This is a genomic window from Bradyrhizobium sp. USDA 3311, assembly GCF_054062495.1.
In genome coordinates, this window is the sequence record NZ_JBSSFI010000001.1 from 1,233,469 (window position 1) to 1,245,840 (window position 12,372).

The window sequence follows — 12,372 nt, forward strand, 5'->3', positions numbered from 1 at the left end:
TGGACCGCACACCTAGCCGAGGCCGTGCACGCAGCGCTTGGACATCGCTGCCAATCATGCGGCTAAAAACGAACAGCTCGTCTCCCTGTGCCCCGCGTCACACACGGGAGGGTGAAAGCGTCGAAGCGGGCGCGATCGTCTTCAGGCCGCGGTCACGCGGCCTCTCGCCTCCCGACGCGGCGCTCCGGCCGCGTGGCCGTCATCGACTGCTCCTCGTCGTCCTGCGGAGCACCCCAGAACTCCCTGACCGAAGGCCCCCATTTCAATCGACGTGCACGCAAGAATTCCAGAATCTCGTGCGGCCAGACCCTGCGGCCCATCTGCGTGTACCAGCGCATGGCGTGGCGCAGGCCTGCGTCGCGCTGGAACAGCACCCGCCAGATCGCCTTTGGGCGACACTGCAACACCATTTCCGTGAACTTGAACCAGGCCAGCACGCGCCACGGCGCCATATGGCGCGTGGCGAGCACCTGATGCTTGTAGTCCCATCGCCGGCGATCGGGCTGGATCACGCGGCGCTCGGCCGCGAGACGGAAGTAAGGCGTCCAGCGATGCGGCGTGACGTAGAGCAGCTGAACCTGATCGGGATCGTAGGCAAGCAGCTGCTTCAAGCCGCGCCAGTGATCGCGATCGGTCTCCTCCTCGAACCCGACCACCCAGGTCGCCATCGACAGAATGCCGTGCTGCCGCAGCAGGCGGATGGCCTCACGGTCGACGGCCGTCGTCGCGCCCTTGCGGATCAACTCCAGGGTCCTTTCGTCGGTATTTTCAAGCCCGAGCAGGAAGCGCTGCCAGCCGGCCTTCTTGTAGAGATGCAGGATGTCGGCGTCGCGCACGATGTCGTCGGCGCGAGTCGAGCCAACCAGGATGAGGTCGACGTTCTCAGCGATCAGCGCTTCGAGGAAGGCGCGCCAAACTTTCTTCGAGACGGTCGGGTTTTCGTCGGCGAAGTTTATGACCTTGACCCCGTGCTCGCGATGCAGGCGCGCAAGCTCCTTGGCGAAGTGGACCGGATCGCGGTGACGCCAGCGCGTCCAGAACCCGCGCTGGCCGCAATAGTTGCACAGATGCGGACAGCCGCGCGAGAACTGGACGACCACGGCGCGCAGGCCGCCCCAATAGCTGTAGCGCGCATGATCGATCAATTCCCAGCCGATGCGACAGGCGTCGAGGTTTGCGATCACCGGCGCCGGCTGCGTCGCGCGGGGACCTGAGACATCGCGGAACGCGATGCCGGCTATGTCGGCGAGATCGCGACCGTATTCCAGCGCGCGCATCAGGCGCCGCGCGGTCTCTTCACCTTCGCCGCGCACGATCGCGCTGACATAGGGTTCATCGTGCAGGATTTCGCGCCAATGGTAGGTCGGGAAGACGCCGCCATAGACGATCAGCACGCGCGGCATGGCCTTCACCAGGGCACAGGCAACCGCCGCGATCACGGGATGTCCGGAAGTCGAGCCGGAATGGCCGAACAGCACGGCATCCGGGGCGAAGCCCGTCGCTTCGCTGACGACCTCGGCGATCGACATGGGGCCGAATTCGGCGTCGATCAGCCGCACCGCATGGCCGTCGTCGATCAGCGGTCCGCCGATCGCGAGCAGACCCAGCGGCGGAAGATGATCATCGGGAATTCGGCTTCCGATCGAGGGATGAGGCACGTTGACAAGAAGAACACGCATGGACTTTCGCTCCCGCTTTGGTTGGCGTGATCGTCCGTCCCACTTCTATGAAGAAGCCCAATCCCCCGACTGAACCCGAAGACATTCGTGCGTGACTGCTGCGGAGACCCTTGCTCTGCCCCGCCTTGGCGTCACACCCGCGAGAGTGACGGCACCTCCTCGGGCATGATGGCCTGGAGGCCGCCGAAGCGCCGCTCACGGCCGTGGAACGCGGCGAGCGCCTCGGCGAGATCGCCCGCATCGAATTCCGGCCACATCCGCTCGGTGAAGTGCAGCTCGGCATAGGCGCCTTCCCACAGCAGGAAGTCCGACAGCCGCTTCTCGCCCGAGGTGCGGATGATGAGATCGACGTCGCGCAAACCGGCCTCGCCGGTGACGAGCTGCGAGAACGCTTCGCGGGTGAGGCTGGTCAGCGCCGCCGCCTTCGCCGCCGCGTTGAGGATGGCATCGCGCGCGGAATAATCGACGGCGATGCGCAGGTGAAGCGTGCTGCCGTGGGCGGTGGCCGCTTCGGCCCGCGCGATCGCATTCGCGATGCCGTCAGGCAGCCGGTCGCGGCGGCCGATCACGGTGAGACGCACCCCGTTCTTCACCAGGCTCTGCACCTCGTTGGCGAGATAGAAGCGCAGCAGGGTCATCAGCGCTGCGACCTCGGCCTTCGGCCTTCGCCAATTGTCGGTCGAGAACGCATAGAGCGTCAGCGTGCCGATGCCCTGCTTGGGCGCCGCCTCGACGATGCGGCGGATCGTCTCGACGCCGGCCTCGTGGCCGCGCAGCCGCGACAGGCCGCGCCGCGTCGCCCATCTGCCGTTGCCGTCCATGATGATGCCGACGTGAAGCTTCTCGCTGCGAGAGGTCATGTCACTTTGCATTGCAAAGTCTCCGGTCAAACAAAGGGGAGGATCAGGTCGAGATGATACCGAGACGGCCGAGCGGCGGCGCTTCGCGACCGGCGGCCTTGGCGGCGTCGCGCACCAGGCGCTCGAGCACGGCCAGATAGTCGAGGAAGCGGCGGCGGCCTGCCCTGGTCAGCCGGCATGTGGTGTGCGGGCGATTGCCCTCATAGCCCTTGGTTACCTCGACGAGGCCGGCCTCCTGCAGCACGGCGAGATGCCGGCTGAGATTGCCGTCGGTAAGGCCGCAGAGCTGCTTGAGGTCGGCGAACGCCAGCCCCTTCGGATGCGCCATCAGCGAGGTCAGAAGCCCGAGCCTCGCCTTCTCGTGGATGACGCGGTCGAGCCCTTCATAGGAAAAAGGCGCGCTGTCAGTCTTCGACATCATGATCTCCGGACGCAAAATACAGAATGCCCGCCATCACCGACTGGCCGATCACGAAAGGCAGGCCCATGGTCCACGGCGACAGCGTGTGGGTTCGGCTCGCGAGCACCACGACCGCGAAACCCGAAACGAAATACCAGGCGCCGGCGAGCGCGACGGTGCGCGGCAGCGAGCGAATGGAGGCGAAGATGCCGAGCGACACCAGGATCTGCCACAGACCCGGCAACAGCCACAGTGTCTCACTCGCGAACTTCCACATCACCACCGCAAGCAGCACGCCGGCGACGCCTGCCGGAAGGAACTGCTCGACCGCCTGGTGGATCATGGCGTCGGCAAGGCCGGAATGATGGCGGCGCGAACGCGCGCGCATCTCGATCCCGATCGTCAGGCCGGAGACCACGGCGGCGATGAACCAGCCGAAGAAAAAGCCGAGCGGCTCTCCGGTGGGGTCGCCGAGCAGCCAGAATTGCAGGATTGCCGTAACCAGCGCGACACCGCCGGTCGCGACCATGGTTGCCGGGCCGTAGCCGCGGAACGCCGTGCCGGCCGCAATCTGGCTGCGGATCGCCACGATGTCGGCCAGTGCCTTGTCGAGATCGCGCATCGGCAACGCCAGAACCTCGCTCGACCCCGCTTGTCGGGATCCGTTACTTTGTACTGCAAAGTATATAGCATTGCAAAGTAAGCGCAAGCCCGAAGGCTGCCCCGAGGAAACACGCCCCAACCGAACAACTGCCGGTTGCACCAATGGGGACCGGCCGGATAAGATGAGCCAATAGCGTTCCGGGGGCGTGGAGATGTTCAAGACGACTGTTGTTGCGTGCGTGCTACAGATGATCCTGGCCGGGGTGGCCCATGCGGCGGGGCCTTTCGGCACGATCCGCGTCGGCAACTGGAACGGTGGCGCCTATTCCAATGATTCGACCGGCGCGTTCTCTCACTGCGCCGCAAGCACACCTTACGCCAACGGAGTCACCTTGCTTGTTGGCCAGGATGCAAACAGCTCTTGGCTGCTCGGCTTTGCCAATCCGGCATTTCGCTTCAAAAAGGGTGAGAACCTGACGATCGACGTAACCTTCGACGGTCAGGCCGAGGTAAGACTCTTCGCGACCGCGTTTTCCGAGGTCATGGTCTCGGCGGTTCTGCCCACCAACGTCGCCCGCGCGCTCCAGAAGGCGAGCCTGATGGTGGCGGTGGCGAGAGGTACGCCCTTTCAGTTCAGCCTGACGTCAACTGCGCCTTTGGTGGCTGCGATTACCAATTGTGTGACCAGAGTCAAAACCGACGGCCTGGATAAGGCCGGCGATTTTACAAAGATTGCCGCCAAGCCGCAGACCGCGCCGGACAAGCAGGCATCACCGGCAACCGGCGGCAAATCTGCTCGAACCAAGAGCGGCACCGGCTTCGTGGTCAGCGCCAACGGCCACGTCGTCACCAACAACCATGTGATCGACGGCTGCGTCGGCGACATCAAGGGCAACCTCACCGGCGAGGCCTCGATGGCGCTGCGCGTTGTGTCCAGCGATGCGAACAACGATCTCGCTTTGTTGCAGGCGCCGTCGACGGCGGCTTTCAAGGACTTTGCCCGTATCCGCGACCGCTCGATCCGCTCCGGCGATTCCGTCATCGCGATCGGCTTTCCTTACCATGGAATGCTGACCTCGGACTTCACCGTGACGACCGGCATCGTGAGCTCACTCAGCGGCATGCGCAACGACACGCGCTTCCTGCAGATCAGTGCGCCAGTGCAGCCCGGCAACAGCGGGGGCCCGCTGTTCGACGCCACCGGGCAGATCGTGGGCGTCGTTACCGGAAAGGTCGACGCGCTCCGCATCGCCGTAGCGACCGGCAACATTCCCGAGAACATCAACTTCGCCATCAAGACCGGCGTGCTGCGCGACTTCCTCGACAATTCCGTGGTGCCCTATCAGACCGCCGAGCCTAAGGCCGAGCTCAAGACCACCGACATCGCCGGCAACGCGCGGCCCTATACGATGCTGATCTCGTGCAACGCGACGGAGCAGGCCGACGCGAAGCGGTAGCCCTCACGAGCAAGGCAAGCTGCCGCGCCGACCACTGCTGTCATTCCCCGCGAAGGCGGGGAACCCAGTACGCTGCGGCCTCTCGTCTCTATCACTCCCCTCTCGGAGTACTGGATCGCCCGGTCAAGCCGGGCGATGACACCTTTGATGTGGGCAGGGCGTACCCGCCCCCTCACCCGTGGCAGCACGCACCCTTCGTCGCCTGCGGCTCGTACTGGTCGCGCAGGCGCACCCAGTCCATCGGATAGGGCAGCCCCTCCTCGTGACGGCCGAGCGGGGTGAGGTCGAGGTACTGATAAGCGGCGTTCATCATGTCGAGGCCGCGGGCGAAGCAGGAATAGGTGTGGAAGATCTCACCGGCCTCGTTGCGGTAGAACACGCTGATGCCCGGCAGCTCCGGCCCGTAGATCTTCGTGGTGCCGAAATTGTACATCGGCTTGCCCGTGGCGATCTGGTCCGGCGAGAACGTCACGCCGTAATCCCGGTTGAAGTCGTTGCTTCCCGACGAGACCCAGTCGAAGGTCCAGCCCATCCGCGTCTTGAAGTCCTCGAGCTTTGCGATCGGCGCCAGCGAGATTGCGACCGTCGCGGTATCGCGCGCGGCCAAATGCGGCACCATGCGATCAAGACCGTCGGCCCAGAACGAGCAGCTCTTGCAGGCCGCGTCCCAGTCGGGCGCGAACATCACGTGCTGGACGACGAGCTGCGGACGCCCCTTGAAGAGATCGCCGAGCGTCACCTTGCCGCTCGGTCCGTCGAACACGTAGTCCTTGTCGACCTTGACCCAGGGCAGCGCGCGGCGCTCCTCGGCGAGGCGCTCGCGCGCCGCTGTAAGCTCCTTCTCATGCGCCATAAGGGTCTTGCGAGCCGCGATCCATTGCTCGCGCGATACGATCTGATGGGGTTGCATGACGGTCTCCTCTGACAGAAATCAGGCGACGAAGGCATCGAGCTTGTCGAGGAACGAGCTCCAGCCCCGCCGATGGTTGTCGCGTGCGGCCTCGTCGAAGAACTGGGCGTGATGAAAGATCATCAGCGTGCCGGCGCTATCCGGCTTGAACGAGATCGTGACCAGCGATTCGCGCTCGGGCGTCGAGTGCCAGGCCCAGGTGAAGACCAAAAGCTCGTTCGGCACGACCTCGCGATAGGTGCCGCCGGCCTCGAAATATTCGCCGTCGTCGCTGACGAAGCTGATGCGGTAGCGACCGCCGGTGCGAACGTCGAGCTCGGCGGTCAGCGTCGCCGGTTTCATGTTCGGCGGCCCGAACCATTGCGCTAGCTGCGCGGCCTGCGTCCAGGCGGCGTAGACTTTTTCCGGCCGCGCGCGGAGCCGGCGCGTGAGCGTGAGGCTTGGACGTTCGCTTGGACGTTCGCTTGGACGTTCTGCCGGGCGCTCGGCGCTGCGGGAATCGGCGTTGACGGCTGTGTTGGCCATGTCTCTTCCTCCACGAAGGCGGCAAGACGATCTAGATTGTCGGACCAGAACTGCGCGTAACGATTGAGCCAGTTCATCGCCTGCTCCATCGGCTGCGCGGTGAGCCGGCACGAGACCGTGCGACCGGTTTTCTCGCGCACGATCAGGCCTGCGTCCGTGAGCACGTCGAGATGCTTCATGATCGCCGGCAGCGAGACCGGAAACGGCGCGGCCAGCTCGCTCACCGACAGGCTGTCCTGCTCGCCGAGGCGGGCGAGAAGCGCACGCCGCGTCGGGTCGGATAGCGCCGCAAAGGTCCGGTCCAGCGTCTCGTCCTGATACTTAACCATGTGGTTTAGTATAGACGTGAACGAGAAGGCGTCAAGCAGGAACCCGCGCGCCCGGATCCGCACGATCAGGTGATCAGGCAGACGTCAATGAGAGGCGCCGCTAGTATGGCGGAGCGTGCCGGGCTCGTGGAGCCGGCTGAGGTGGCGCTCGCGTGACCAAGGCGGGATTCTGACCGCAAAAGCCCTTGCGGCCTGAGGCGCTCAGCAGACACTGCTCCCGGGTTTGATAGGAGCAGTCGCCGGGATAGCCATATTCCGAATCCTGAATGCACCACGCATAGTCCGCCCGCGCCGGGCTGCCGCCGGCGAGCCACACAAGGACCATGGTGCCCAGCACGAATTGCGCCTTGCGCATGACCGATCTCCCATGTTCGCCGCGCGACATGCGACCTCACAGAGAGAAAGGCTCGCAGAGCCAGTTTATTCCGGAGCGATCACGCGAAAATGCGCCGCTGCGGGGTTCGAGATGACTTCGTGCGGCTAGTACGGCGCGACGGGCCGCGTGCGCCGGCGCGGCTGCGGTTGGCGCTGCGGCACCTGGCCATAGGCCATGAGCGGATTGGGGCCGCAGTACAATAGCCGGCCGGACACGCTGGCCAGACACTGCTCGTAGGTGCTGTAGGCGCATTCGCCGGGATAATCATATTCGCCGCCCTGGGCGCACCAGGGATAGTCGCGCGCCGCGGCGGGCGTGACGGTGACGACACCGGCAAGGACCGTCGCACCCAATGTCAGCAGGACCAGTTGCGTCTTGCGCATGTCCCAACTCCTCTCTTCACGGCGCCAGATACGGCGCCATACATCATCAGGTTTCGCCGGGCCGCTTCATTCCAGATCAACGAGACAACGCGCGCAAGAAAAAAAGCCCTGCCGAACGGCAGGGCTCCAATTCCGATCATCACAAGATCGCTACTCGACCTTCAGGCCGGCGAACTCGACGACCTTCTTCCACTTCTCGGTCTCGGCCTTGATCTCCTCGCCGAACGCCTCGGGGGTCTGCACCCGCGGCTCGCCGCCGAGCTCGACCAGACGCTTGGTCATGTCGGGCTCCTTCATCAGCGTGTTGATCTCATCGTTGAGCTTGGCGATGATCTCCTTCGGCGTGTTCTTCGGCGCCCCCATGCCGAACAGCGCGCTCGCCTCGTAGTCCTTCACGGTCTCGCCGATCGCCGGCACGTCGGGCAGTTGCGGCGAGCGCTGCGCGGTGGTGACGCCGATCGCACGCAGGCTGCCCGAACGGATGTGCTGGATGATCGAGGGCATGTTGTCGAAGATCACCTGCACCTGACCGCCGAGCATGTCGGTGATCGCGGGCGCCGCGCCGCGATAGGGCACGTGCTGCATCTTGCAGCCGGTCATCGCCATGAACATCTCGCCGGACAGGTGCACCGAGGTGCCGTTGCCTGACGAGGCCATGTTGACCTTGCCGGGATTGGCCTTCACGTATTCGATGAACTCGGCGACGGTCTTGGCCGGCACGTCCTTGTTCACGGTCATCACGTTCGGCACGCGCTGGAACGAGGCGACCGGCGCGATGTCGCGCACGAAGTTGAACTTCAGGTTGGTGTAGAGCGAGGCGTTGATGTAGTTGGCCGGATTGACCAGCTGCAGCGTGTAGCCGTCGGGCTCGGCATTGATCACGGATTCGGTGGCGATATTGTTGCCGGCGCCCGGCTTGTTCTCGATCACGAATTGCTGGCCGAACTTTTCCGACAGCCGCTGGCCGATCAGCCGTGCCAGGATGTCGGTGGCGCCGCCCGGCGGATAGCCGACCACCCATTTCACCGGGCGAGCCGGATAACCGGCGGCAAGGGCCTTCGACAGCGGGCTGGCTGCAAGAGGAGTGGCGGCAAGCAGGCCCAGCGCGGTACGGCGAGTGATCATTTCAAGGGTTCTCCCAACGTGTTGTTCTTGAAAGCCAGATATCTTGAAAGCGTCGTCGGCGGCGTTGTAACAAAGCCGGAAGCACGCGGAAAGTGCGCAACGCACATGGCGACGAAAGGATAAGGCATGCCGGTCAAGGTCGAGGCCCTCGATCACCTCGTGATCAACGTCGCCGACGTCGCGGTGACCGCGGAGTGGTACCGCAAGATTCTCGGCATGGAAGTCAAGGTGTTCGACCCCGGCGGCGGCAAAGCGCCGCGGACTTCCCTTCAATTCGGTAACCAGAAGATCAACGTCCGGCCGCGCGATGCCGACAAGGTGGAGTGGTTCACCGCCGATCACCAGACCGCCGGCAGCGAGGATCTGTGCTTCCTCACCTCCGCCGCGCCCGACGAGGTGGTGGCGCATTTGCAGGCACATGGCGTCGCGATCGAGGAAGGCCCGGTTCCCAAGCAGGGCGCCCGCGGCACGCTGCGCTCGGTCTATTGCAGGGATCCGGACGGCAGCCTGATCGAGATCTCGTCGTACGAAAACTAGACTCGTCATTCCGGGGCGATGCGAAGCATCGAACCCGGAATCTCGAGATTCCGGGTCTGGTCCTTCGGACCATCCCGGAATGACGAATGAGAGAACGAGCGCGCGGCCACTGCACAGCGCACACCGCCCCCGATTTGCTCCCCGCGCCGTCCGGTGGCAGGAAGACGCAATAATCAAAAGGCAGCCGCCATCAAGATGCAGGCTGCACGGGAGGACGCATGCCCAATCAACAGACCGCAGCCGGAATCGTGGGCCCGTTTGACGGGCTGGATGTGCCCTGGCTCCTGAAGATGCGCGCCGAGGTGCGCAGCTCACATCCGTTCCTGATCTGGGCGCCGTTCGACGCGCCGGCGCGGCACTGGAGCTATGGCGAGTTTCACGAGCGGGTCGGCGCGCTCGCGGCGGGGCTGGCGAAGCGCGGCGTCAGGCCGGGCGAGTATGTCCTCATTCACCTGGACAATTGCATCGAGGCGCTGCTGGCCTGGTTTGCCTGCGTCGAGCTGGGCGCCATCGCAGTGACCACCAACACGCGTTCGGCGCCGGCCGAGATGGAGTATTTTGCGGATCATTGCGGCGCGGTTGCCGCCATCACGCAACCGTCCTACGCCGAGATCCTTGCAAAGCACTGCCGCAATCTGCGCTGGATCGCGGTGACCTCGCACGATGCGGGCGCGGCGCCGGCACAGCCCGTCGCGCACGGCGACAGCTTCGAGGCGCTGTTCGCCGACAGCGCCGACCGTCCCGGGCGCATGGCCGATCCGCTCGCGCCGTGCAGCGTGCAATACACCTCCGGCACGACGTCGCGGCCGAAGGCGGTGCTGTGGACCCACGCCAACGCGCTGTGGGGCGCCAAGGTCAACGCCGCGCATGAGGACCTGCACGCCGGCGACGTGCACCAGGCCTATCTGCCGCTGTTTCACACCAACGCGCTGGCCTACTCCATGCTGGCGACGCTGTGGGTCGGCGGCTCCTGCGTGATCCAGCCGCGCTTCTCCGCGAGCCGGTTCTGGGGTGTCGCGCGCGAGCACGGCTCGACCTGGACCTCGACCATTCCCTTCTGCATGAAGGCGCTGCTCGAGCAGGAGATCCCGAAGGACCACAAATTCCGCCTGTGGGGCAGCGCCGTCAACGAGCCGCCGGCCTTTGCCGCGTTCGGCGTCAAGATCATCGGCTGGTGGGGCATGACCGAGACCATCACCCACGGCATCGTCGGCGAGGTCGATCAGCCCAACATCCCGATGTCGATCGGCCGCGCCGCGCCTGAGTACCAGATCCGGATCACCGACGATGACGGACGGCCGACCGAGGTCGGCGACACCGGCAATCTCTCGATCAAGGGCATCCGCGGCCTGTCGCTGTTCGCCGAATATCTCCACAACGAGAAAGCCACGCGCGAGAGCTTCGACGCGCACGGCTTCTTCCTCACCGGCGACCGCGTCGAGCGGCTGGCGAACGGCTTCATCAGGTTCGGCGACCGCGCCAAGGACATGCTGAAGGTCGGCGGCGAGAACGTCGCGGCCTCCGAGATCGAGCAGGTGATCGCGCTCGTCCCCGGCGTGCGCGAGGCGGCGGTGGTGGCGAAGAAGCACCCGATGCTGGACGAGGTGCCGGTCGTCTTCATCATCCCGCACGGCGGCGTCGCGGGCGCAGCGCCGGACCTGCATGACAGCGTGATGGCCGCCTGCCGCAAAGGCCTCGCCGACTTCAAGGTGCCGCGCGAGATCAGGCTGGTCGACGACATGCCGCGCTCGACGCTGGAGAAGGTGGCGAAGGCGGAGCTGAGGAAGATGGTGGGGTGATCACAGTCGTTCCGGGGCGGTGCAAAGCACCGAACCCGGAACCTCGAGATTCTCAGGTGCGCAACTGCGCACCATAGTTCGCGCTGCGCGCGCCCCGGAATGACTCGTCAAGAAGTCAAAACGACCCCAGCGCCACGGGCCTGAACGCCTGCAGCAGCTGCTGGTCGAGCTTGCCGCCCATGCCTTCCATCATCGTGAAGGCGCGGGAGTGGGTGAAGGGCATGCGGTAGGCGCGCTTCTCCACCAGGGCGGCGTAGATGTCGACGATCGTCGTCAGCCGCACGATGTCGCTGATCTGGTTCGACGACAGGCCGTTGGGATAACCGCTGCCGTCGAGGAATTCGTGGTGATGCAGCACGACGTCGAGCATCTCCGGCGGGAAGCCGCCCTGGGCTGCGAGCGCGTCATAGCCGCGGCGCGGATGCTGGCGGACCTCGTCCATCTCCTCGTCGGTCAGCTTGCCGGGCTTGTCGAGCAGCGCGGAAGGAACGAAGGCCTTGCCGACGTCGTGCAGCAGCGCGGCGCGGGTCAGGCGGCGCTGGTCGTCCTCGCGCATGCCGAGATGCTGCGCGAAGGCGACCGCAAATCCGGTGACGAACAGGCAGTGGCGATAGCTGCCGACATGGTGGCAGCCGACCGTGGTGAGCCACTCGCGCAGCGAGGAGTGCTTCATCGCCTTCAGGATCTTGCTCTCGGCGGCGATGACGTCGTCGAAGGTCAGGGGCACGCCGAGCGGCAGCTTCTCGAACATCTTGGCGAGCACCGCGTGCGCCGCCTCGACGCCGCGGTTGAGCGTCTTGCCGCGATCGGTCGCGTCATAGGTGGCGGTGTCGGGAAACGCGGCGCGGATGCGCTGCAGGATCGCGTCGGCCTGAAGCGGCCGCGAGATCGTGTCGGTGGCGCCCAGCGCCCAGGCCTGCATGGTGCCGTGATGCAGGGCATCGGCGAGCACGAACAGCCGCGGCATCGAACGATAGGCATCGCCGCGCAGCTTGTTGCGCACCCGCTGCACGCTCTCGGGCGAGCGCAGATTGATGTCGACCACGAGGCCGGAGAGATCGCGCGAGGGCTTCTCGGGGATGTCCTGGGTCGTCACCGTCGAGACGTCGCCGACCGCCTTCAGGATGCTGGCAAGCTCGGTGCTCTCGTCGCTCCGGTCGGAGGCGAGCAGAAGCCGGCGTTTGGCGGCGGGTTTCACTGAGGCGTTCATGGCTTCCCCAAGAGAACGGGAGTGTTTCGGGCGAAAGCCTAAGCCGGATCAGGTTCTCCGGCCCTTAAGAGGCGTGCTCAATGGAACCTTCCGGAATTGCGCGCAATTTTACGGATTTCGGTTACCGGCAAGGGAACTGCAAAACGGTGAAAACAACCCCATGCACAGTAGAACGGCCA

The 12,372-nt window shown here is 65.1% G+C and carries 13 protein-coding genes and 1 pseudogene; 3 read left to right on the forward strand and 11 right to left on the reverse strand.

The features are described 5' to 3' along the window. Positions 1-152: 152 nt before the first annotated feature. The 4 genes from bchE to ACVWW6_RS05900 form a co-directional block, all read right to left on the reverse strand. The gene (gene bchE / locus ACVWW6_RS05885; protein ID WP_456680338.1) at positions 153-1,679 is read right to left on the reverse strand and encodes a magnesium-protoporphyrin IX monomethyl ester anaerobic oxidative cyclase; all 1,527 of its coding nucleotides are present in this window, start codon (positions 1,677-1,679) and stop codon (positions 153-155) included. 131 nt (positions 1,680-1,810) lie between these two features. Next, the gene (locus ACVWW6_RS05890; RefSeq protein ID WP_011083674.1) at positions 1,811-2,551 is read right to left on the reverse strand and encodes a di-trans,poly-cis-decaprenylcistransferase; all 741 of its coding nucleotides are present in this window, start codon (positions 2,549-2,551) and stop codon (positions 1,811-1,813) included. A gap of 31 nt (positions 2,552-2,582) precedes the next feature. Further along, positions 2,583-2,957, reverse strand: a complete 375-nt coding sequence (locus tag ACVWW6_RS05895; RefSeq protein WP_038965183.1) for a winged helix-turn-helix domain-containing protein — start codon at positions 2,955-2,957, stop codon at positions 2,583-2,585. Then, positions 2,944-3,561: a hypothetical protein gene (locus ACVWW6_RS05900; protein WP_456680339.1), complete on the reverse strand. Its 618-nt coding sequence runs from the start codon at positions 3,559-3,561 to the stop codon at positions 2,944-2,946. The genes ACVWW6_RS05895 and ACVWW6_RS05900 overlap by 14 nt, the downstream gene beginning before the upstream one ends. 193 nt (positions 3,562-3,754) lie before the next feature. On the opposite strand from ACVWW6_RS05900, the gene ACVWW6_RS05905 reads away from it, so the two are divergent. Next, positions 3,755-4,999 carry a S1C family serine protease gene (locus tag ACVWW6_RS05905; RefSeq protein ID WP_304550106.1) on the forward strand — a complete coding sequence of 415 codons (1,245 nt, stop codon included), beginning with the start codon at positions 3,755-3,757 and terminating at the stop codon, positions 4,997-4,999. A 172-nt stretch (positions 5,000-5,171) separates the two neighbouring features. Here ACVWW6_RS05905 and ACVWW6_RS05910 read toward each other — a convergent pair whose 3' ends face one another. From ACVWW6_RS05910 to ACVWW6_RS05935, 6 genes and pseudogenes are all read right to left on the reverse strand, one after another. Beyond that, complete coding sequence (locus ACVWW6_RS05910; RefSeq protein WP_304550104.1) at positions 5,172-5,909, reverse strand: DUF899 domain-containing protein; 738 nt, start codon at positions 5,907-5,909, stop codon at positions 5,172-5,174. Positions 5,910-5,930: 21 nt separating this feature from the next. Next, positions 5,931-6,263 (reverse strand): annotated as a pseudogene (locus ACVWW6_RS05915) (SRPBCC family protein); the annotation flags it as partial. 11 nt (positions 6,264-6,274) lie between these two features. Further along, entirely contained in the window at positions 6,275-6,826 is a 552-nt protein-coding gene (locus ACVWW6_RS05920; RefSeq protein ID WP_456680340.1) for an ArsR/SmtB family transcription factor, read from the reverse strand. A 37-nt stretch (positions 6,827-6,863) separates the two neighbouring features. Next, positions 6,864-7,148: a DUF3551 domain-containing protein gene (locus ACVWW6_RS05925; RefSeq protein ID WP_342714264.1), complete on the reverse strand. Its 285-nt coding sequence runs from the start codon at positions 7,146-7,148 to the stop codon at positions 6,864-6,866. 95 nt (positions 7,149-7,243) lie between these two features. Then, the gene (locus tag ACVWW6_RS05930; RefSeq protein ID WP_304550102.1) at positions 7,244-7,522 is read right to left on the reverse strand and encodes a DUF3551 domain-containing protein; all 279 of its coding nucleotides are present in this window, start codon (positions 7,520-7,522) and stop codon (positions 7,244-7,246) included. A 150-nt stretch (positions 7,523-7,672) separates the two neighbouring features. Next, entirely contained in the window at positions 7,673-8,647 is a 975-nt protein-coding gene (locus ACVWW6_RS05935; RefSeq protein WP_456680341.1) for a Bug family tripartite tricarboxylate transporter substrate binding protein, read from the reverse strand. Positions 8,648-8,773: 126 nt separating this feature from the next. Here ACVWW6_RS05935 and ACVWW6_RS05940 point away from each other — a divergent pair, with 126 nt between their 5' ends. Both ACVWW6_RS05940 and ACVWW6_RS05945 read left to right on the forward strand, forming a co-directional pair. Next, on the forward strand, positions 8,774-9,184 hold the full coding sequence (locus tag ACVWW6_RS05940) for a VOC family protein (protein ID WP_011083666.1): 411 nt from the start codon (positions 8,774-8,776) through the stop codon (positions 9,182-9,184). Between the two features lie 218 nt (positions 9,185-9,402). Beyond that, the gene (locus ACVWW6_RS05945; RefSeq protein ID WP_304550099.1) at positions 9,403-10,983 is read left to right on the forward strand and encodes an ATP-dependent acyl-CoA ligase; all 1,581 of its coding nucleotides are present in this window, start codon (positions 9,403-9,405) and stop codon (positions 10,981-10,983) included. A gap of 115 nt (positions 10,984-11,098) precedes the next feature. On the opposite strand, the gene ACVWW6_RS05950 is transcribed toward ACVWW6_RS05945, so the two are convergent. Continuing rightward, positions 11,099-12,193 carry an HD-GYP domain-containing protein gene (locus tag ACVWW6_RS05950; RefSeq protein ID WP_011083664.1) on the reverse strand — a complete coding sequence of 365 codons (1,095 nt, stop codon included), beginning with the start codon at positions 12,191-12,193 and terminating at the stop codon, positions 11,099-11,101. Positions 12,194-12,372 lie beyond the last annotated feature (179 nt).